Genomic DNA, 22479 nt, shown 5'->3' on the forward strand with positions numbered 1-22479 from the left:
TACAAACACTTAAACCATACCATAATCAATAAGGATTAGAATTTAAAAGCCCCTTTACTCAAGGGGCTTTTAAATTCTATAACTACTTTTTATATCTTATTCTTCAATTGCAGGTTCATGCATCAATAAAGTAATATAGGATGCTAATTTTTTTCTTAAATCCCTACGATCCACAATACTGTCAATCGCTCCTTTTTCTAGCAAAAACTCTGCGCGCTGAAACCCCTCAGGTAGTGTCTCGCGCACAGTTTGTTCAATCACACGAGGCCCAGCGAAACCTATTAAAGCGTTTGGTTCTGCCAATACAATATCACCTAAAAAAGCGAAACTAGCAGAAACGCCCCCCATAGTCGGATCAGTCAACAAAGAGATAAAAGGAATTTTTTTCTCAGTCAACAATTGTAAGGAAGCACTGGTTTTGGTCATTTGCATCAAAGAAGTTAGCCCCTCTTGCATTCGTGCGCCACCAGAAGCGGCCACACAAATAAAAGGACAATTATGTTCCACTGCAACTTTTACGCCACGAACAAAACGTTCGCCAACAACTGAGCCCATAGACCCGCCAATAAATTTGAACTCAAACGCAGCAACCACAACGGGTAATTTATGTATTTTACCCTGCATCACCACCAAAGCCTCACTCTCATTTGTGTCTTTTTGTGCCGCTTTTAATCGATCAGGGTATTTTTTTGAATCTTTAAACTTTAAAATATCAATTGGTTTTACAGTTTCACCAATTTCTCGACGTCCCTTTTCATCCAAAATCATATCCAAACGTTTACGAGCACTCACAGGATAGTGATAATGACATTTAGGACAAACATAATCATTTTTTTCCACATCTGAATGATATAAAACCTCCTCACAAGAAGGACATTTTAGCCATAACCCCTCTGGCACAGCAGAAGGCTTACCAATTTCATGCTCTTCTCTTTTTACTTTAGGAGGGATAATCTTATCTAACCAACTCATCAAAACTCCTTTTTATCGCTATATTGCTGCTTTTAAAGTAGCCACTAACTGACCAACAGCAACAGCTTCATTTTTTGGATTATTTTCTATTGTTTGTACAATGGTGCTGCCAATAACCACTGCATCAGCAACCTGAGCAATATCATGTGCACTTTGTGCATCTTTAATGCCAAAACCAACCCCAATTGGCAATGGTGTTTTGGTACGCAGTTTAGCAATTTTTTGTGCAACTTGCTCAACATTTAAACTACCCGCGCCCGTTACCCCTGTTAAAGAAACATAATATAAAAAACCACTGGCCTTTGAAACAATCTCATCTACTCTATCTTCTGTCGTTGTCGGCGCCAACAGAAAAATACAATCAATTTGCTCTTGCTTTAATGCCAGTTGCAATGGTGCCACTTCTTCGATAGGGCAATCAACAGTTAAAACCCCATCTACTCCTGATAAAGCGGCTAATTTAGCAAATTTCTCTATACCCATGGCTAAGATAGGATTTAAGTACCCCATCAGCACAATAGGGGTATGTTGATTATTTTGCCGAAATCGCTGCACCAAATTCAAAATATCATTTAAAGAAACATTATTTTTTAAAGCTCTTTCTGCTGCACGTTGAATAATAGGACCATCAGCCATAGGGTCAGAGAAAGGAATCCCAAGCTCAATAATATCCACACCGTTATCTACCATACTGTTCATGATATTTAAGGTTGTTTCTAAATCTGGGTCTCCAGCAGTGACAAAAGTGACCAAAGCCTTTTTTGAGCCAAGATTAGAAAAAGTTTCTTGAATTTTACTCATAACAGACGATCCCTTTTAAAGTGTAATGCCACAAATCTGTGCAACAGTATTGATGTCTTTGTCACCTCGACCAGATAAATTAACCAAAATAACTTTATCTTTATTGTGTTTAGGTGCCTCTTTTGCTGCCCAGGCTAATGCATGGCTGCTTTCTAAAGCTGGAATAATACCTTCAAAATGGCATAAATCATGGAATGCTTTTAAAGCTTCTTCATCAGTAACTGCTTCATATTCCACTCGGCCAATATCTTTTAAATAACTATGTTCTGGGCCGACTCCTGGATAATCTAAACCAGCACTCACAGAATGAGTTGTGGCAATCTGACCATGTTCATCTTGCATAAGGTAACTGCGCGCACCATGCAACACACCAACCTTACCTTCATTAATTGGTGCCGCATGCTGTCCTGTTTGGATTCCTCTACCACCCGCTTCTATGCCAACCATACGTACATTTTGCTCGTTAACATATGGATAAAATAAACCAATCGCATTCGAGCCACCACCAACACAAGCAGTAACAATATCTGGTTGGCGTCCAATCATTTCTTGCATCTGAGTAATGGCTTCCCGCCCAATAATGGTTTGAAAGTCTCGTACAATCATAGGATAAGGATGAGGGCCTGCCGCAGTGCCTAATATGTAAAAGGTATGATCAACATTAGTCACCCAATCGCGCATGGCTTCATTTAATGCATCTTTTAATGTTTTTGTGCCACTTTCTACAGGCACCACTGTCGCACCCAATAACTTCATTCGATAGACATTAGGCGCTTGACGCTTAATGTCTTCTGCGCCCATATAAACCACACACTCCATATTAAAACGAGCAGCAACAGTTGCAGAAGCCACACCATGCTGTCCAGCACCCGTTTCAGCAATCACTCTTTTTTTACCCATACGCTGTGCAAGTAACGCTTGCCCAATCGTATTATTGACCTTATGAGCACCAGTATGATTAAGGTCTTCTCTTTTTAAATAAATCTGGGCACCACCTAAATGTTCTGACCAACGTTTTGCATAATAAACAGGAGAAGGTCTACCCACATAATGTTTCAAATCATAAGCAAATGTTTCCCAAAAGACAGGATCAGCTTTTGCTTTTTCATATTCATTTTTCAGTTCTGTCAACGCAGGCATTAATGTTTCAGCAACAAACATGCCGCCATAATTTCCAAACCAGCCTGATTGTGTAGGCAATAAGTCATCTTGCACGATGTACTCCTTCAAAAAATGCAGCTAATTTTTGGGGACATTTTACCCCTTTTTCAGATTCCACTGAGCTTGACACATCAACCGCTAATGCATGGGTTAATGTCACAGCTTCACCAACATTGTCAGGGGTTAAACCACCAGACAAGACCCAAGGCATGTTTATTTGTTCTGGCAAAATACCCCAATCAAATCGCTGTCCTGTGCCACCATAAGTATCTTTGACATGTGCGTCAAACAATAAAGCCCGTGCTGTGGCAAAATCATGTTGTGCCATTAAAATATCTTCTCTTGTTTGCACACGAACGGCTTTAATATAAGGACGATCAAAACTTTGACAAAATAAAGCAGATTCATCGCCATGAAACTGCACAATATCCAAGGGTAATTGCTTCAATATCTCATCAATAAAAGGTTTCGAAGCATTAACAAATAATCCGACAACACTCACAAAAGGAGGCAATTTTGCCATAATTGCCTGAGCTTTTTGAACACTGATGAATCTTGGGCTACGCTCATAAAATACAAAGCCTAATGCATCTGCACCAAGTTGACAAGCCAATAAAGCATCTTGCTCATTGGTGATACCACAAATTTTAATACGGATCATTTTTCTCCCCAAAACCAATCAGGTAATTGATTTGGTAACGCTAATTGACAAGCCTCAGGATAAATTACTTTTGTTAAATAAAGGCCATCAGGCATAAATGTAGGAGGCGCCAATGTCCGATTTTTATACCCTAATAAATCTTCAAACCCATCAATAGTCAATCGTCCAGCCCCAACATATACTAAAGCACCGACTAAATTACGCACCATATGATGCAAAAAAGCATTAGCAGCAAAATCAAAATAAAACAAACTACCCTGTCTGGTTAACTTTGCTGTTTTCATACATTTAATAGGTGATTTTGCCTGACATTCAGATGCTCTAAAACTGGAAAAATCATGTTCACCCAAGACACACTGGATGGCTTGTTGCATAGCCTGTATATCTAAAGGATAATGCGTCCAACCCACTTTACCATTTAACAAAGCAGGCTTCACAGCTGAAGACAATAAAACATAACGGTATTGTCTTTCAATCGCATCAAAACGGGCGTGAAACTGGCCATCAACCTGTTGAGCAAAACGTACACAAACACCCGCAGGTAAATGTGCATTGACACCCCGTACCCAAGCGGTAATTGGTCGACAAACAGGCGAGTCAAAATGTACAACTTGCATTAAAGCATGTACCCCTGTATCTGTCCGCCCAGCAGCAACAACACCGACTTTTTCCCCAATAATATGCGCTAACGCATTTTCTAAAACTTCCTGAACAGAAATATGCATACTCTGACGCTGCCAGCCATAAAATGCGGCACCATCATATTCAAGCACAAGAGCAATACGTTGAAGATTAGCCATAAAATGCGATTAATAATACAAATAAACACTATATTGTACCCCAGCGCAAACCGACACAGGGAATTTCCTTTTTAAACGTACAGATACCAATAAAATGTACATTCTAAAAAACACAAAAACCAGCTTCATGATAAGCTGGTCTCTTAATTACTGATATTGGCTATTGCTCATATTGGCGTAACATTTGATGCATTTCATCTTTTAATTTAAGTTTTTCTTTTTTCAGTTCCTCCACAATTACTGAAGTATCTGTGAGCACGCCTGTTTCAATATTTTTAATCTTTTGATCTAATTCATTATGCTTATTAAACAACTTCTCAAAATGGCGGTCTGTTGTTTTTAATCTAGAAATCAACTCTCTATACTCTGGAAACATAAGCCTCTCCTTTTTTCAGTTAAGTTTAAACACTATATTATCATATTTTTTCTCATCTATGCCAAAGAAATGTTAGCCGTTCATACACCAAAAACATTAAAAATAATAACTATAAAATAAATCTCTCAAAAAAAATATTTTATTAAAAATATTTATCCCTATTTAACATAACTCATGCTACATTGAAGCAATATCTTAATGTTTATGGACAATAGAGATATTCCCTTTATTTATGTTGTTTTTTCACAATATTCAGGAGAAAAAAATGTCTGGCTCTTACACCATAAAAAAAGCAAAAGATGGACAATTCTATTTTCATCTAACAGCAAAAAATGGCGAAATCATCCTCACAAGTGAAATGTATAGACAAAAAAACTCGGCTTTATCTGGTATTCAATCAGTGCAAAATAATTGTGTCATAAATGAACATTTTCATAAAGTACAAGCCTCCAATGAAAAATTTTATTTCACACTTAAGGCTGCCAATCATCAGGTCATTGGGCAAAGTCAACTTTATACCTCAGAACAAGGCTGTGAAAAAGGCATACAATCAGTTAAAGCCAATGGCCCAACAACAATCATTCATGACGAAACATTAAATTAATCACAACATGAGTACATATTAAGCCTTCAATATGTACTCAAAAATGTTCACACTACAACAAAAAAGAAAAAAAACAATCAGAACTACCTTATAATTTTGATTAAAATTCTATTTCCTAAAAAAATGATACTGAAAAAATCGACAAATAATGCTCTTAAATCATTATAGGCTATATTATTACGAGAATAAGCAAAAAAATGCGCAAATCAAAAGATTTGCGCGAAGTCTACAAAGGAGAAATAGAGGAGAAACTTTTCGAGAAAAAAGTTTGATCTCGATGTTTCACATTTTATTTGAAAATCGAACATTGAGTCAACCAAAAATTTTCGTTAACGCTTATTTAGTTAAAAAAAAACAAGAGAAAACGAAAATTTGTTGTTTTTTTGTAGAAAAAAAAAGGATTATTTTCGATTACAATCATTTTTTTGCCATTTTTTGATAGAAAATACTGTTTTTTGATATTCCATCCAAACACATTACTGTCTATACAATTAAAAAGGATGAATCACCACCCTTTCCCCTAATATCGTACTTAATATACTATTGAGAACATCAAAAAACTGTTGATGATCCCTTGTAGATAACCATTGCCCATCTACATAAGTAAAATGAAAGCCACCACTTTTAGCAGCAATCCATAACTCTTGATTTGGCACATGCCGATTAATCACAATTTGCTCGTCATCATATTCAATTGTAAATACATTACCACTAAGCAAACAGTCCACATCCAGCTTTTGTTCTCCAACCTGATTTTCCAAATGATCAAAAAACTGATCTGTATATAAAAGAAATTCACTTTCAGTCATAAAATATCCTTTTACCACTTAATATCATTTTGATAAGATGTCTATTTTGCCACAAAGAGCCTCTTACCATGTATAAGTTTACTGTCTTATTTTGTTTATTCATCAGCCTAAGTGGCTGTGGCTATAAAGGTGATCTATATTTACCTAAAGAACAACCAAAAGATAAATCAACTTCTTATCTTAACCATTCATCTACCAACAAATACTTTACTTAATTTATGAAAACATTTAACTATAAAAACCAAGAATTATTATGTGATGGGGTGCCTGTGGCACAATTAGCGCAACAATATGGTACCCCTTTATATGTTTACAGCGAACAAGCCTTAACAGATGCTTATCACCATTACAGTAAATCTTTTAAACAGACCAACCCACTCATCTGTTATGCAGTTAAAGCAAATGGCAACTTAAGCATTTTAAAACATTTTGCCGCTTTAGGTAGTGGATTTGATATTGTGTCAGGGGGAGAGTTAGAACGCGTATTAGCAGCAAATGGTAAGGCTCAAAAAACCATTTTTTCTGGTGTAGGAAAAACACACGAAGAAATCGCTTTTGCCTTAGAACAAAACATTCTGTGTTTTAATGTTGAATCAATCAATGAATTGGATCGCATTCAACAGGTTGCATTACAAAAAGGGATAAAAGCCCCTATTTCACTGAGAATTAACCCTGATGTTGACGCTCAAACCCACCCTTATATTTCTACAGGCTTAAAAGAAAATAAATTTGGTATTGCTTATAAAGATGCACTAAATGCTTATTTATATGCACAAACATTAAGTCAATTAAATATCATCGGCATTGACTGCCATATTGGTTCTCAACTACTACAAGTTGAGCCTTTAATAGAAGCCTTCAACCGTTTGATTCTTTTAATTGATAAACTGAGTGAACATGGCATTCACTTACATCATATTGATATGGGGGGTGGTTTGGGCATTCCTTATCATCATCAAGAAACTAAGCCTGATATTGAAAAATATGCGCAAGCAATAGAAAGCACCATTACTCATAAAAATCTTCAATTAATATTGGAACCTGGCCGTTCATTAGTAGGTAATGCTGGCATACTGCTGACACAAATTGAGTTCATCAAAAAGACAGAAGACAAAAATTTTATTATTGTTGATGCAGCAATGAATGACTTGATGAGACCATCTTTATATCAAGCCTTTCATGAGATCATCCCCGTTATAGACAATAAAGAAGTGCCCCCTATCACAGCAGATATCGTCGGTCCTATCTGTGAATCTGGTGACTTTTTAGGAAAAGATAGAACCTTATCTGTACAAGAACAAGATTATTTAGCCATAAAAAGCGCAGGCGCATATGCATCCAGTATGGCCAGTAATTATAATACTCGCCCCAAAGCAGCAGAAGTATTGATTACAAAAAATAATCAGGCTAGGCTGATTCGGAAAAGAGAAACACTGTTTCAATTATTAGAAAACGAGCAAACTTGTTTATAAAAAATACAGGTCAGCTGACCTGTATTTTTTTCATAGCTTATCCATTAAAACTTACACACATCTAATGTAAAAGGAATATCTAAAGGAATTTGTTTACCTTTACTTTCCTTTGTTGTTGCTTGAACAAAGCGAATATTTGTCATATATTTATTTGCCGATACCTCTGGCACAGCACCAAATTTTGGTTCTAGATGTATTCGAAGCAAATGAATATGTGTGCTTAAACTACTTTGCTGATATATCCCCGCTTTTGCAACAAAATTATGATGCTCAGCCCCTTCCCTTAGAATTTTTAATAGCTCTTTAATCGCATTGAACGTTGGGCGTAATGAACTGGCCCAATTATTTAAATCCTGACGCCGTTTTTCATCCGGAGAGCTAAGCCAAAAATGGTAAGATGGTAAATCAAATTGGCTAGAGCCACCGACAACACCCATTCTCTGTTTAATGGACATTAACCACTCATTTTCGCGTAAATGAGAACCAAATTTATGGCAAATAGATTGAAGCTGTGTCGCCGCATCACCTAGCAAAAACAAAGCATTATTTAATTTTTTTTCATCTACTGCAGGGTTATCTTTCAATCCTATAAATATTTGTTTTTGCCTTTCTATTTCTTGCAAAATATCTGTTTTTAAATCTGAACGAGTCGCCGTCTCCATAATTTCAAAAATACTTTGTAACGCATAATGATGAAAACAAGAATCCGCTTGAGTAACCAAAAAATCAAAACGGTTAAATAAGCTCTCTAATCTTAAAAAAATTCTAACTCGCTCTACAAGAGGAAATTCAAAACATATCAAAATATCCTCCCTTTCTCCTGTTCAAAGTAATTTAAATAAAATTGATGTAGCTGCTTAACAGATGCTTTTAAAATATCTTGGTCTGAGTTATTCTCAATCACATCATTTGCTTTTTTCAAGCGAGCTTCACGGCTTGCCTGTTGCGCCATAATGGCACAAACTTGAGTTTCTGTCAGTTGACTTCTAGCCATAACCCGCTGAATTTGAATATTTTCATCGCAATCAACAACCAGCACTCGTTTAACCAAACTTAAAAAATTACCTGTTTCAAACAACAAGGGTACAACCAATATGCCATATAATGCATTTATACCAGATATTTGCCTGATTGCCTCAGTTTTAATCATTGGATGAGCAATTTTTTCTAATTTTTTTTTATATACTTGATCCGCAAAAACAATCTGCCGTAAGATTGCTCGATCAATCTGTCCATTTTCTTGGAAAACACAATCACCAAAGGCCAAACGAACTTGCGATAAAAAAGGCTCCGTTTGGCTCAACTGACGAGAAATTTCATCTGTATCAACAACAGGCACCCCTAACTCTTGAAAAAAATCGGAAACCGCTGTTTTTCCTGAACCAATGCCACCAGTTAAACCAACAAAGGGGGTCTTAAAACTGTACATTAGGGTATAGCCAAGATAAAATATTCTTACCATACATAAATGCAATCCAGCCTGCACAAGCCAATGATGGTCCAAAAGCAAATGGTATATTTTTATGTTCAGTTTTTTGTTTCGATGTCATTATTATGAGACCATAATAGAAAAAGCCCAATATAGCCGACAATAAAATAACGACCAATAACGGTGCAACACCTAACCAAGCCCCTAAAGCAGCAAGCAGTTTAAAGTCTCCATAGCCCATGCCCTCTTTTTTAGTTAGTATTTTGAATAACCAAAAGATGATCCATAAAAACAAATAACCAACCATTGCACCAATAACAGCTTCTTTTACAGAAATATAAGTTTCAAATAAGCTTAAAGCCAACCCAAACCACAAAAGAGGCAAGGTTAGATTATCAGGTAATAATTGAGTATCAGCATCAATAAAGATCATACTGACTAAAAAAGCAGAGAACAACATTCCACCTAAAGCAGGTAAACCGACACCAAATTTCCAAGCAACCATTGCAAACAATATACCAGTCAATAACTCAACCAAAGGATAACGGATACTGATATGGGTACCACACTTGGCACATGCACCCTTTAAAAAAATATAACTGACAATAGGAATATTTTGCCAAGGTCGAATGGGTGCTTGACAATTAGGACAAGCTGAATGAGGAACCACTAAATTAAAAACAGGCGGAGGTGTTTCTTCTTCAATAAGATTTAATTGAATCTGACATTGGTGATTCCATGTATTCTCTAACATTTTGGGCAAACGATAAATCACAACATTTAAAAAACTACCAACCAGAAGCCCAAAAAACAAAGCAACGCAGGTAAATAAACCTACGTTGTCACGAAACAATTCAAACATAAAAAATCTCTCGCATTTTAAAAAATATGAGCATATTCACACCTCTATTATCACAATAACAGTTAGGGATACGAATGAAGTATCCCTATTGGTAGTAAATTCTTAACCTTTAAGCGCATCGCCCATTTGAAATAGCGGTAAATACATAGCAACCAATAGACCACCGACGACAACACCTAAGAAGACCATAATAATAGGTTCCATCATTGTAGAAAGCATATCTACTGCTTGATCAACCTCATCTTCCAAAAACTCAGCCACTTTATTCAACATATCATCTAAAGAACCAGATTCTTCACCAATAGAGGCCATTTGCACCATCATATTTGGAAATAAATTGGTTGCAGTCATAGAAGTTGTTAAAGAAATACCATTTTTAATATCTTGTTGAATTTTTCTGGTTGCTTTTTCATATAAAATATTTCCTGCAGCACCTGCAACTGAATTCAATGCTTCAACTAAAGGAACCCCCGCAGTAAACAATGTTGCAGTTGTCCTCGCCCATCTGGCAACAACAGATTTACGGACAATAGGGCCAAAAATAGGCAATTGTAATAATAAGCGATCCCGTTTCTGTTGTAATGACCATGAATGCTTAACAGCGTAAGACAAGCCAAAACCACCACCAAATACAATGATCAATATTACCCACCACCAAGCCACAAAGAAATCCGATATATCCATCACAAACTGTGTAATCCAAGGCAAGGTTGCGCCCACACCATCATACATATCTTTAAAAGCAGGTAAAACGAATACCATCATGGCCACAATTAATAAGAACGCGACAATCAATACGATGACTGGATAGGTTAATGCTTTTTTGACCTTTTTGCGAATAGCCTGAGTTTTTTCTTTATATGTTGCCAGCTTATCTAATAAGCTATCTAACACACCACCAGCCTCACCCGCATTGACTAAACTACAAAATAATTGGTCGAATTGCGCAGGATGTTTAGCAAAAGCATTTCCTAAAGACATACCTTGTTCGACATCCCCTCTAACATCCATCAACAATTTCATCATGGAAGAGTTCGCCTGCCCTTTAGCGGCAATCTCAAAAGCCTGCAACAAGGGCAAGCCCGCTTTCATCATGGTCGCCAATTGTCTGGAAAATAGGGTGACATCGGCATCTTTAATCTTACGACCCCTTTTCGCTTGCTGCCTTTGTACTTTGGTCACATGCACACCACGTCTTGCCAACTTTTGACGCGCTTCTGCCTCATTTACTGCAGAGATTTCACCATTAACGCCTTTACCTGACGCTCTGTCTTTACCATCAAAACGCCATAACTTATCGTTTGATTTCTTTTTCACCGCTGTTTGAACAGGTTTTCTTACTGGCTTATTCATGCCACTCCCTCATTTTTAAATAACTTAATCATTCGTATTGGCTTCTACCTCTTCTAATGAGGTGATTCCTTGCATTACTTTTAAAAGCCCAGCACGACGCAAATCAATGAGCCCTTCCTTATAGGCAATATCAGCAATATCAATTGCTGTACCATTTTTCATAATAACCCTTTGAATAGCATCAGATACAGGCATGACCTCGTATAAACCTGCACGTCCCTTATAACCAGAGCCTCGACAGTCTTCACAGCCATTAGGACCATACAAAGTCCAACTACCATCTAAATCTTCTGGCTTAAATCCTGCAGCTAATAAAGCTTCTTCAGGAATATCTAAAGGCTTTTTACATTTACACAAACGTCTTACCAGACGTTGTGCCAAAATCAGATTAACTGAACTGGCAATATTAAAGGGGGCAACCCCCATATTCAATAACCGCGATAGAGTAGCAGGAGCATTATTAGTGTGTAAAGTTGAAAACACCATATGACCAGTTTGTGCAGCCTTAATCGCAATATCCGCAGTTTCCAAATCACGAATCTCACCCACCATGATGATATCTGGATCCTGACGCAAAAAAGATTTCAGTGCGGCGGCAAAAGTTAAACCTTGTTTATCATTTACATTCACCTGATTAATACCAGGTAAATTAATCTCAGCAGGGTCTTCTGCTGTAGAAATATTCGAATCAGGTGTATTCAATATATTCAAGCAAGTATATAAAGTCACCGTTTTACCTGAGCCTGTTGGCCCGGTGACTAATACCATTCCATAAGGCCGATGAATAGCCTCCATCAAAATTTCTTTCTGTTTTGGATCAAAACCAAGTTGTTCAATACCCAATTGAACACCACTGGAATCCAAAATACGCATCACAATTTTTTCACCAAATAATGTTGGCAAGGTACTCACACGAAAATCTATAGAACGTGTTTTTGTCACTTTTAGCTTCAAGCGCCCATCTTGCGGAATCCGTTTTTCTGAGATGTCCAATTTTGAAATAACTTTAATACGAGAGGCAAGTTTTTCCTTAATTGCAATAGGAGGCTGCACCACTTCTCTTAATTGTCCATCTACTCGAAACCGAACTCTGTAACTTTTTTCATAAGGTTCAAAGTGAATATCAGATGCTCCTATATTAATGGCATCTAATAATATCTTATGCAAGAACTTAACAACAGGCGCATCTTCTGCACCGCCTTCTTCCTCATCAAGGCTTTCCGTTGGCAACTCATCGGCCAACATTTCTTCATCTAGGCCATCCATTGCAGAAGAGGTCTGCTGCCCATAGAGTTCTAAAATGCGAGCTAATTTGTCATCAAGTGCCACAATAACTTCTACAGCCAAACCTGAAGCAAAGCCAATATCACGAAACACATTCATCTGAGTCGGATCAGATGCCGCAACAAATAATTTATTTCCTCGTTTAAATAAAGGCACAACATGGTTTTTCAGCAACAGCTCATCTTCAATCTCAACACGAGGTAAAGATTCAATTTCTAAAACGCTGACATCAAGCAATGGGAAGCCAAATGTCCTAGAAGCAAATTCAGCCAGCTCCATCGAGGACATTTTTTTACTTTTTATTAAATGGGTAACAAATAAGCTATCTTCTGCTTGAGCAGCTTGCTGAATGGCCTCTGCATCTTGCAGTAATAAAATATTATTTTGCACCAAAGCGCGAGCAAGCCCGCTTAACACCAAACCTTCTGCCATGCTTTATACTCAATCCTAATTATTCACTAGAGTGTAAATTATATCGTTATTTCTATGCATTAGATAAAGTAAGAAATAAAAAAACCTGTTTTTATGTATAAAAAACAGAATACGCAACAAAAAAGCCAGCAATCGCTGGCTTTTTTTAATAATTCTAACCCATCAAGATTAGAATAAGTGACGCATACCCACACCGATAGAGTATGTTTTGATTTTTGGTTTGTCTGAAGTACTCACGCCAGCATTAGGATCAGTTACTGCACCTAAAGCACCAGTACCTTGATTTAAGTAACCAACATTAAACATTGCAGTAGTACGTTTAGACAACGCATAATCAGCACCCAAGATTACTTGATCGTATTTACTGTTATCAAGTTTGTCGCCACCGTTAACATTTTTTGCTTTGAAACCGTGCATATAAGTAACTTTAGGAGTAATTGCACCAAAAGTATAACCAACGGTGAAACCTAATTCGCTGGCTTTCAAGTTATCGCTATCATCAACTTTGATGCCTGTAGCAACTTGGTTTCTATCAGCAAAACCTTTGGTGTATTGGTAAGCCAATACAGCTAAAAGATTATTAGCATTGTAACCAAGTTCTAGACGATGGGCTTGACCAGCTTTCAAGTCACCAGAGTCATTACGGTATGAGTCATTGTAATAACCGAAGCCATATTTAGCAAAGTAACCACTATTTTGATAGTTCAAGCCTAAAACAGTTACATATGCATTACCTTCACGTTTTGCATCACGACGCATTTCATCCAAACCATGAGTTACGTTGAAATCAAAACCAGCCCATGTTGGAGAATCGTAACGCACAGCGTTAGCCATACGTACATCAGTACGAGTGAAAATACCTAGACCATTTGCGGTGGTATAACCATCAGCTGTATTGTTAGTGTATTCCCATGCATCTACATCACCCATGTTTTCGCCAAATTGGCTACGTACATAACCTGCACGGACTTTACCGAAACCACCTTCTAAACCAATAAAGGTGTCACGACTTGCCCATGCACTACCTTTAGGATCAGCTTGATCAGCAAAAATACCTGTTTCAACTTGCCAAATAGCTTTCAAACCACCAGCAACGTCTTCAGAACCTTTAAAACCAACATAAGAACCAAAATCATCAACAGTATTGATTGATTTACGGCCTGCATCACCCTGTTTTGTAGAATGATTGTAGAAACCTGCACGGATATTACCGTAAATGGTAACATCAGCCATTGCTGCAACAGGCAATGCTGCCAATGTCAAAGCGATTAGTGTTTTTTTCATTGCTGAATTCCTTTTTTTAGTTCAGTCAAAATAGTCTTAAATTCTTCTTGAGATTTTAAGCTCAGGGTTAACCCACAAGAAGCAGGGTTGTTAGGGTGAAATATAAAGGGTAGTAGAAAAAAACTCAAACTCTATCCACAAACAGATTTAAAAAATAATGCAGATCAACATCATTTTTTTAAAAAACCATTAAAATACAAACAGATAACACAAAACAAAAACAGTTGTATAAAACACACACTTAATCTAAATTCCTTTTAATTAAACATTATATAAGTAATTTCCTACTTAGTTTTTATGGCAAAAATATATCTAAATAAGCAATTATTGTGTACTGACAAAGCTGCATTTATTCATCACTACATATTATTGACACACCCTATAACAATGATACAAAAAACCATCATAAAACATCTATCTTAAAAGGAACACACCCTATTAATCATTTTTCATAAAATCACTTTTACATAACCAAACCAAATTCGGTACAATAGAGCACTCTAAACATTAATGAATTGAAAACATGTCCGATAAAGCACAATACACACCAATGATGGCTCAATACATTTCAATCAAATCTGAACATCAAGATAAATTGTTGTTCTACCGCATGGGCGATTTTTATGAGCTGTTTTTTGATGATGCTATTTTAGCTGCAAAACTGTTGGACATTAATTTAACCGCCCGTGGTACGGCCAATGGAGAGCCCATAAAAATGGCTGGGGTACCTTATCACGCAGCAGAACAGTATCTGGCTAAATTATTAAAAGCAGGGATGAGTGTTGCCATTTGTGAGCAAGTAGGTGTTGTAGGTGAATCAAAAGGGCCTGTCGAAAGAAAAGTTGTCAAAATCTTAACCCCTGGCACACTAACAGACACAGCGCTATTAGAAGATAAACACACCAATCGGATTATGGCAATTTATGCTGATAAACACCAAATAGGTTTAGCCTATTTATCTTTAGAAAATGGTGATTTTAAAGCCTTACAAACAGGACGAAACAATCTGGCTCAAGAATTAACCCGTCTCACACCTGCAGAGATATTAATTGCTGACAATAATCAATATTTGCCTGAAATTCCTCAGCCCATTGTCACAACCCGTCTAAACAGTTGGCAATTTGACACAGACTCAAACTTTACCAGCTTAACTGAACACTTTGAAACAAAGGATTTATTAGCCTTTGGTTTAAATAAAGAAGAACATGCTCTAGCAATTAGCGCAGCAGGCGCTTTACTTAGTTACATCAAGAAAACCCAAAGTACCATTCCTGCTCATATTAATGGTTTGTCACTGGAACAAACCAGCCATTATATTTCCATGGATGCGGTCACTCGCAAAAACTTAGAACTGACACAAACCATTAATGGTAAAACTGCCCCCACTTTATTTTCATTATTAGATGTCTGCGCCACTCATATGGGGAGTCGCTTATTGGCAAACTGGTTACATCACCCGCTACGCCAACATGAAGAATTGATCAATAGACAAAAAGCCATTTCTATTCTACTCAATCAATACACGCCTATTTTAAATGCACTCAAACCCCTTGCAGATATAGAACGTATTTGTGCCAGAATTGCTTTATTTAATGCCAGACCCCGTGATTTGGCCACACTAAGGGATTCCTTATCTACTTTAACCCAATTACAACCACCTCAAAATCATACTGGCAGCCCCTTATTGTCAAGCTTATTTACCTACTTTCCTCAAGGTGAAACAATTGCTCATTTATTAACGCAAGCCATTTTGCCAGAACCGTCTATTGTTTTAAGAGAAGGAGGCGTGATCAATCATCACTTTAATGCTCAATTAGATGAGCTCAGAGCCATTCTTAATCATGATGATCAGTTTTTAGCAGATCTTGAGGCAAAAGAAAAACAAACAACAGGCATCAGTACATTAAAAGTGGAGTTCAACCGAGTACATGGGTTTTATATAGAAGTCAGTAAAGCACAAAGTCATGATGTACCTGCTCACTATCAACGCAGGCAAACCCTTAAAAATGCAGAACGCTTTATTACCCCAGAGCTTAAGGCATTTGAAGACAAAGCATTACAAGCACAAGAGTTGGCTTTGGCTTTGGAAAAACAGCTATTTGAAGAACTGTTACAATCATTACAACAATACTTACCCACTTTACAAACCATCGCTAAAGCAGCCGCTCAATTAGATGTTTTTTCAGCTTTAGCCGAACGTGCAACCACACTGAATTATTGTTGCCCTAACTTTGTTAACTACCCTGAAGTGTCCATTGAAGCAGGGCGCCATCCTGTTGTTGAGGCGCAAGTCACCCAATTCATCAACAATGATTGTTCTCTGAACAGTAAACGCAAAATGCTGCTGATTACTGGCCCCAATATGGGTGGCAAATCTACCTATATGCGCCAAACAGCCTTAATTGTTTTGATGGCACATATAGGCAGCTTTGTGCCAGCCCGAAATGTGACTATTGGCCCTATAGAACATATTTTTACACGTATAGGTGCCTCTGATGATTTGGCAGGAGGACGTTCAACATTTATGGTAGAGATGTCTGAAACGGCCCATATTTTACATCATGCGAATGAACACTCTTTGGTTTTAATGGATGAAATTGGGCGAGGAACATCTACTTATGATGGTCTTGCTTTAGCCCATGCTATTGCAAAATCACTGATTACAGTGAACAAAAGCTTTTGTCTTTTTGCCACCCATTATTTTGAACTGACTCAAATCCCTGAAATTTATCCAACTGCAGCCAATATTCACTTAGAAGCAATAGAGAAAGGTCAAAATATTGTCTTTTTGCATCATATTGAAGCAGGGCCTGCAAGCAAAAGCTATGGCATTGCGGTTGCCAAACTCGCTGGTGTTCCGAATAAAGTCATCAACGATGCCCGAAAAAATTTATTAAAACTCGAAGAGGCAAGTAGACCAGAAGAGCCACAATTCCATTTATTCGACGAAAAAGAAACAGAGTCTCTCCCCATAGAAACAGAAGAAAATTTGGTGTTAAATGAATTACACCAAATAAACCCCGATGAAATGACACCCAAAGAAGCACTCGATGCACTATACAAACTGAAGTCTCTATTTTAATATCCCTGATGAGGGGAGAATAATTGTTGTCAATTGTTTTCTGAACAATTATAATCATCGTTCTTCATTTTTTAACCCAAATTTATTGTATTGATAAATTTTTTAAAACAAACAAAGAGATTTTAACCATGAAAAAATTATTATCAGTTTCTGCTTTAGCGCTTGTATTGGCAGCTTGTGGTGGTGGCGCATCTTCTCAAGCATGTACAGATCTTTTAAAAAACTATGATGATCTAGCTGCAAAAATGCCAGATAATGCGACTAAAGAACAAATCACTTCTGCTCGTGGTCAACTAGAAACTGCGCTAAAAAGCTTAAGTGGTAGCCAAGCTGAAGATTATTGTAAACAAGCTAATGCTGGTTTCGAACAATTAAAACAAGCTATGGATGCTATGGGTGGCGTTTCTGCTCCTGAAGCAATTGAAGAAGTTTCTGCTACTATCATTGAAGAAGCTCCTGCTGTTGCTTCTGAAGCAGCTCCTGCCGCGACTTCTGAAGAAGCTCCTGCTGCCAGCGCTGAATAATTTAAGTTTTCTTAAAAAAACAGCAACTTTAACCAGTTGCTGTTTTTTTATATTCTCCTAAATCTTTACTTACTTTCCTAGACATCTGAAATCAAGTTACAATCACCAATCAGAAAACAACTACTCAGCGCCATACCAAAGAGCGTTTCATGAATCGAAAAATCATACACATTGACATGGACTGTTTTTACGCAGCCATAGAAATGCGTGAAAATCCCTCCTTACAAAACATACCGATGGCTGTCGGAGGGAAAGCAGAAAGAAGAGGGGTCCTGACCACAGCAAACTATATTGCCAGACAATACGGCGTACACAGTGCAATGCCAACGGCAAAGGCTCTTCAATTATGCCCTACTCTAACGGTCATCCCTGGCCGTTTACCATTTTACAAAGAGGTTTCATTAAAAATTCATCAGATTTTACAAAAATATACTCATATTATTGAACCGATATCATTAGATGAAGCTTATTTAGATGTCAGCGCATGCACTCAATTTAATGGATCAGCAACTTTAATTGCCAAAGATATTCGCAAGCAAATAGAGCAAAACCTCCAATTAACAGCGTCAGCTGGCATTGCCCCAATTAAATTTTTAGCAAAAATCGCCTCAGACATCAACAAACCCAATAATCAATATACCATTACACCAGAAGACATTCCGGCTTTTATTGCCACCTTACCTTTATCCAAAATTCCAGGCGTAGGCAAAGTAACCGCAATGAAACTAGAAAAACTGGGGCTTTTTAATTGCACAGATGTACAACAATATGATCTACCTAAACTGATTCATCTTTTTGGTAAATTTGGCTATATCTTATATGAAAGATGTCATGGCCTAGACCCAAGAGAAGTCAACCATCATCGATTACGCAAATCAGTTGGTGTGGAAAAAACACTTATAAATGATATTTACTCATGGGAAGAATGCCTAAATATCATGCAGACACTCTACCCTGAACTAAAAGAACGCCTCATTAAAGTCAGCCCCAATTTATTGATCACCAAACAAGGGGTTAAATTTAAGTTTTCTAATTTTCAATCGACAACACAAGAACACAGTTGCCAACAATTGGACCAAGATTATCTCTTACAAATAGCCAAAAATACTTGGGATACACGCAGACAAAATAGAGGCATCCGATTGGTTGGTTTGCATGTTACCCTACCGAACACTGAATCACACAATCAGTTGTCTTTATTTTAAACCCTTTAATATAAAGCTATCTGGCTGTATCTTGAGAAAATCAATTATAGTTTGCCATACTCAATGATTCATTTTCCAAGTACAATAACGACTTCATTGTAAAGACTCAACTGGAGACTAACTGTGCAAGACACTCTCAACATTGTTATTTTAGCGGCAGGGAAAGGGACAAGAATGTATTCTTCTTTACCAAAAGTGCTGCATAAAATCGCAGGACAATCTATGTTAAGCCGTGTCATTAATACCGCACAAAGTTTAACCCCTCAAAATATTATTGTTGTTTATGGGCATGGAGCAGAACTTGTTCAAGCACAAATAAAACAAGAAGTCATTTGGGCAGAACAAAAAGAGCAACTTGGCACAGGCCATGCATTGAAAATGGCTCTACCTCACTTAAGTCAAGAGGGCAAAACGCTGGTTTTATATGGAGATGTCCCATTAATCGGCACGCAAACATTACAAACATTACTGACATTAAGCCAAGATGGTATTGCTCTTTTAACAGATACATTGGCTAATCCAACGGGTTTAGGACGGATCATACGGGCAAATGATCAAATTTTGGGTATTGTCGAAGAAAAAGATGCCACAGAAGAACAGAAAAAGATTCAGGAAATCAACACAGGCATCATGGTGATCCCTAATCAACATATTGACGCTTGGCTAGGGCAACTGCAAAACAATAATGCTCAAAAAGAATTTTATTTAACTGATATCATTGCCTTGGCAACAAAAAATAATGTACCAGTATATGGTTTATCTGTACATCACAGTGATGAAGCAACAGGAGTCAATAACAAACAGCAATTGGCCATGCTTGAGCGCTCATATCAAAAACAACAGGCACTTTATTTATTAGAAAAAGGCGTGACGCTTCTTGACGCCAATCGTTTTGACCTTCGAGGGACGCTCACACATGGTCAAGACGTGACCATTGATGTCAATGTTGTTTTTGAAGGAGAAAACAGCTTAGGGAACAATATCAGCATTGGTGCCAACTGTGTCTTAAAAAATGTCACAATTGCGGACAATGTTATTATTGAACCATTTAGCCACTTAGAAAACTGTATCATTAAGCAGCACAGCAAAGTAGGTCCTTTTGCTCGCTTACGTACAGGTACAGAACTTTCAGAAAATACCCATATTGGTAATTTTGTTGAAGTAAAAAATAGCCAAATTGGACAAAACAGTAAAGTAAACCATTTAAGCTATATTGGGGACACCTCTATTGGACAATCTACCAATATAGGCGCAGGAACCATTACCTGCAACTATGATGGTGTAAACAAATTTAAAACAAAAATTGGCGATCATGTATTTGTTGGTTCAGGCACGATGCTTGTTGCACCCGTAACAGTAGAAAATGGCGCCACTATTGGTGCAGGATCAGTAATCACCAAAATTTGCTTATCAGATAAACTCACTTTAGCACGTAGCCCACAAGTCACCATTGACTCTTGGCTGCGTCCTCAAAAAGCAACAAAGGAATAAACATATGTGTGGAATTGTTGGTGCAGTCAGTACAAAAAATATTGTCCCTTTTTTAGTCGATGGCCTTAAACGACTGGAATACAGAGGCTATGACTCTTCTGGTATCGCCATATTAACCGAAGGAAAAATTGAACGAGCCAGAAGAGTTGGTCGTGTCTCACTGATGGAGGCGGTTGCTCAAGAGAAAAACCTACAGGGTTCATTAGGGATTGGGCATACTCGGTGGGCAACCCATGGCGGTGTTACCGAACAAAATGCCCATCCAATTATTTCTAACGAAACAATTGCACTCATTCATAATGGTATTATTGAAAACCATGAAGAAGAACGCAATCGTTTAAAGGAACTAGGCTATACATTCGACTCTCAAACAGATACAGAAGTCATTGCCCACAGCATTCACCACCATTATAAACAACATGGTGATTTATTTTTGGCAACACAAGAGGCCATAAAAACCCTTAGGGGTGCTTTTGCCATTGCTGTTATGGCTTATGATCAACCCAATACCTTATGTGTTGCACGTATGGGTTGTCCTTTATTGATTGCATTAGGTGACAATGAAACATTTATTGCCTCAGATGTATCAGCCGTCATTGCTCAAACACGTAAAGTAGTGTTTTTAGAAGATGGTGATATTGCCAAGCTATCAACAAATGGTATTGATGTTTTATTGGATCGCAATAATCAGCCTGTTGTACGCAAAGAACAAACATCCAATGTTTCTTTAGCATCACTGGAACTTGGCCCATATAATCACTATATGCAAAAAGAAATAGCAGAACAACCTTTTGCCATTACCCAAACAATTGAAAATATCTTGCATACTGGTTTTGTGCCTGAACTATTTGGCGAAAATGCCCAAGAAATTTTTCAAAAAGTAGACAGCATCAAAATTTTAGCCTGTGGCACCAGTTTTTATGCTGGGCTAACGGCACGTTATTGGATTGAACATTTAGCCAAACTGCCAACAGACGTAGAAATTGCCAGCGAATACAGATACCGTGATGTCATTGCTAACCCAAACCAACTGATTATCACCATTTCCCAATCAGGGGAGACACTGGATACAATGGAGGCGTTAAAACATGCAAAATCGTTAGGACATCAATATACTCTGTCTATTTGCAATGTTGCTGAAAGTGCCCTACCTCGGGAAAGTGAATTGGTATTTTATACCCGTGCAGGTGCAGAAATTGGCGTTGCCTCAACAAAAGCTTTTAGTACCCAATTAGTTGCTTTATTTACCTTAGCCGCAACATTTGGGGTATTAAACAAGCACATCAGTGCAGCAACAGCCGAACAATACTTAGATGAGCTGCGCCATTTACCTAATAGTGTGCAACATGCACTGAACCTAGAACCCCAAATAAAAAGTTGGGCAGAACAATTTACAGGTAAAGACCATGCCTTATTTTTAGGTCGCGGCATACATTACCCGATAGCTTTAGAAGGTGCACTCAAATTAAAAGAGATCAGCTATATTCATGCAGAAGCCTACCCTGCTGGAGAATTAAAACATGGCCCACTGGCATTGGTGGATGAAAATATGCCGGTTGTGGTGATTGCGCCAAATGACAGCTTATTGGAAAAAGTAAAATCCAATATGCAAGAAGTCCGTGCGCGAGGTGGTGAACTGTTTGTATTTGCTGACTTAGATAGCCATTTTAGTGAATCAGAAGGGGTACATGTGATCAGAACCCCACGCCATGTTGGCCTTTTATCACCTATAGTTCATGTTGTCCCTGTTCAAATTCTGGCCTACCACACTGCACTTGTTCGTGGTACAGATGTAGATAAACCACGAAATCTGGCTAAATCAGTGACAGTTGAATGATTGAAAGCTTGTTTCAAAAAAAGCTGCTTAAATTAAGCAG

At 37.6% G+C, this 22479-nt stretch carries 21 protein-coding genes; 8 read left to right on the plus strand and 13 right to left on the minus strand.

The window, feature by feature from the left end:
• Window positions 1-96 precede the first annotated feature (96 nt).
• The 6 genes from accD to AADH04_RS06740 form a co-directional block, all read right to left on the minus strand.
• The gene (accD, locus tag AADH04_RS06715; RefSeq protein WP_434779468.1) at window positions 97-972 is read right to left on the minus strand and encodes an acetyl-CoA carboxylase, carboxyltransferase subunit beta; all 876 of its coding nucleotides are present in this window, start codon (window positions 970-972) and stop codon (window positions 97-99) included.
• A gap of 18 nt (window positions 973-990) precedes the next feature.
• A complete protein-coding gene (gene trpA / locus AADH04_RS06720; protein ID WP_434779469.1) occupies window positions 991-1773 on the minus strand; it encodes a tryptophan synthase subunit alpha in 783 nt (260 codons plus the stop codon).
• A gap of 15 nt (window positions 1774-1788) precedes the next feature.
• On the minus strand, window positions 1789-2934 hold the full coding sequence (trpB, locus tag AADH04_RS06725; RefSeq protein ID WP_434779812.1) for a tryptophan synthase subunit beta: 1146 nt from the start codon (window positions 2932-2934) through the stop codon (window positions 1789-1791).
• A gap of 43 nt (window positions 2935-2977) precedes the next feature.
• The gene (locus tag AADH04_RS06730; protein WP_434779470.1) at window positions 2978-3595 is read right to left on the minus strand and encodes a phosphoribosylanthranilate isomerase; all 618 of its coding nucleotides are present in this window, start codon (window positions 3593-3595) and stop codon (window positions 2978-2980) included.
• Window positions 3592-4395, minus strand: a complete 804-nt coding sequence (gene truA, locus AADH04_RS06735) for a tRNA pseudouridine(38-40) synthase TruA (RefSeq protein ID WP_434779471.1) — start codon at window positions 4393-4395, stop codon at window positions 3592-3594. The genes AADH04_RS06730 and truA overlap by 4 nt, the downstream gene beginning before the upstream one ends.
• Window positions 4396-4555: 160 nt before the next feature.
• Window positions 4556-4771: a YdcH family protein gene (locus tag AADH04_RS06740; RefSeq protein WP_434779472.1), complete on the minus strand. Its 216-nt coding sequence runs from the start codon at window positions 4769-4771 to the stop codon at window positions 4556-4558.
• A 265-nt stretch (window positions 4772-5036) separates the two neighbouring features.
• Between AADH04_RS06740 and AADH04_RS06745 the strand changes: the two genes are divergently transcribed.
• Window positions 5037-5375, plus strand: coding sequence for a YegP family protein (locus AADH04_RS06745; protein ID WP_434779473.1), 339 nt, complete (start codon window positions 5037-5039; stop codon window positions 5373-5375).
• A gap of 491 nt (window positions 5376-5866) precedes the next feature.
• Here AADH04_RS06745 and cyaY read toward each other — a convergent pair whose 3' ends face one another.
• Window positions 5867-6184, minus strand: a complete 318-nt coding sequence (gene cyaY, locus AADH04_RS06750) for an iron donor protein CyaY (RefSeq protein WP_434779474.1) — start codon at window positions 6182-6184, stop codon at window positions 5867-5869.
• Window positions 6185-6252: 68 nt separating this feature from the next.
• Between cyaY and lptM the strand changes: the two genes are divergently transcribed.
• A complete protein-coding gene (gene lptM / locus AADH04_RS06755; RefSeq protein ID WP_434779475.1) occupies window positions 6253-6399 on the plus strand; it encodes an LPS translocon maturation chaperone LptM in 147 nt (48 codons plus the stop codon).
• A 3-nt stretch (window positions 6400-6402) separates the two neighbouring features.
• The gene (lysA, locus tag AADH04_RS06760; protein WP_434779476.1) at window positions 6403-7656 is read left to right on the plus strand and encodes a diaminopimelate decarboxylase; all 1254 of its coding nucleotides are present in this window, start codon (window positions 6403-6405) and stop codon (window positions 7654-7656) included.
• Between the two features lie 44 nt (window positions 7657-7700).
• On the opposite strand, the gene zapD is transcribed toward lysA, so the two are convergent.
• From zapD to AADH04_RS06790, 6 genes are all read right to left on the minus strand, one after another.
• Window positions 7701-8459, minus strand: coding sequence for a cell division protein ZapD (zapD, locus tag AADH04_RS06765; RefSeq protein ID WP_434779477.1), 759 nt, complete (start codon window positions 8457-8459; stop codon window positions 7701-7703).
• Window positions 8456-9085, minus strand: coding sequence for a dephospho-CoA kinase (gene coaE, locus AADH04_RS06770; RefSeq protein ID WP_434779478.1), 630 nt, complete (start codon window positions 9083-9085; stop codon window positions 8456-8458). The genes zapD and coaE overlap by 4 nt, the downstream gene beginning before the upstream one ends.
• Window positions 9072-9947 (minus strand): prepilin peptidase, encoded by an 876-nt coding sequence (locus AADH04_RS06775; RefSeq protein WP_434779479.1) that lies wholly within the window; start codon window positions 9945-9947, stop codon window positions 9072-9074. Before AADH04_RS06775 ends, coaE begins: the two co-directional genes overlap by 14 nt.
• A 102-nt stretch (window positions 9948-10049) precedes the next feature.
• Window positions 10050-11300, minus strand: coding sequence for a type II secretion system F family protein (locus tag AADH04_RS06780; protein ID WP_434779480.1), 1251 nt, complete (start codon window positions 11298-11300; stop codon window positions 10050-10052).
• Between the two features lie 24 nt (window positions 11301-11324).
• Window positions 11325-13016 carry a type IV-A pilus assembly ATPase PilB gene (pilB, locus tag AADH04_RS06785; protein WP_434779481.1) on the minus strand — a complete coding sequence of 564 codons (1692 nt, stop codon included), beginning with the start codon at window positions 13014-13016 and terminating at the stop codon, window positions 11325-11327.
• Window positions 13017-13184: 168 nt separating this feature from the next.
• A complete protein-coding gene (locus AADH04_RS06790) occupies window positions 13185-14300 on the minus strand; it encodes a porin (protein WP_434779482.1) in 1116 nt (371 codons plus the stop codon).
• A 523-nt stretch (window positions 14301-14823) separates the two neighbouring features.
• On the opposite strand from AADH04_RS06790, the gene mutS reads away from it, so the two are divergent.
• The 5 genes from mutS (at window position 14824) to glmS (ending at window position 22439) form a co-directional block, all read left to right on the plus strand.
• Window positions 14824-17382, plus strand: coding sequence for a DNA mismatch repair protein MutS (gene mutS / locus AADH04_RS06795; protein ID WP_434779483.1), 2559 nt, complete (start codon window positions 14824-14826; stop codon window positions 17380-17382).
• Between the two features lie 128 nt (window positions 17383-17510).
• The gene (locus tag AADH04_RS06800) at window positions 17511-17906 is read left to right on the plus strand and encodes a hypothetical protein (protein ID WP_434779484.1); all 396 of its coding nucleotides are present in this window, start codon (window positions 17511-17513) and stop codon (window positions 17904-17906) included.
• Window positions 17907-18055: 149 nt separating this feature from the next.
• Window positions 18056-19111 carry a DNA polymerase IV gene (dinB, locus tag AADH04_RS06805; protein ID WP_434779485.1) on the plus strand — a complete coding sequence of 352 codons (1056 nt, stop codon included), beginning with the start codon at window positions 18056-18058 and terminating at the stop codon, window positions 19109-19111.
• 174 nt (window positions 19112-19285) lie between these two features.
• The gene (gene glmU / locus AADH04_RS06810; protein ID WP_434779813.1) at window positions 19286-20602 is read left to right on the plus strand and encodes a bifunctional UDP-N-acetylglucosamine diphosphorylase/glucosamine-1-phosphate N-acetyltransferase GlmU; all 1317 of its coding nucleotides are present in this window, start codon (window positions 19286-19288) and stop codon (window positions 20600-20602) included.
• Between the two features lie 4 nt (window positions 20603-20606).
• The gene (glmS, locus tag AADH04_RS06815; protein ID WP_434779486.1) at window positions 20607-22439 is read left to right on the plus strand and encodes a glutamine--fructose-6-phosphate transaminase (isomerizing); all 1833 of its coding nucleotides are present in this window, start codon (window positions 20607-20609) and stop codon (window positions 22437-22439) included.
• Window positions 22440-22479 lie beyond the last annotated feature (40 nt).

The sequence above is a fragment of the Neisseria sp. Ec49-e6-T10 genome, from assembly GCF_051132615.1.
Lineage (GTDB): Bacteria > Pseudomonadota > Gammaproteobacteria > Burkholderiales > Neisseriaceae.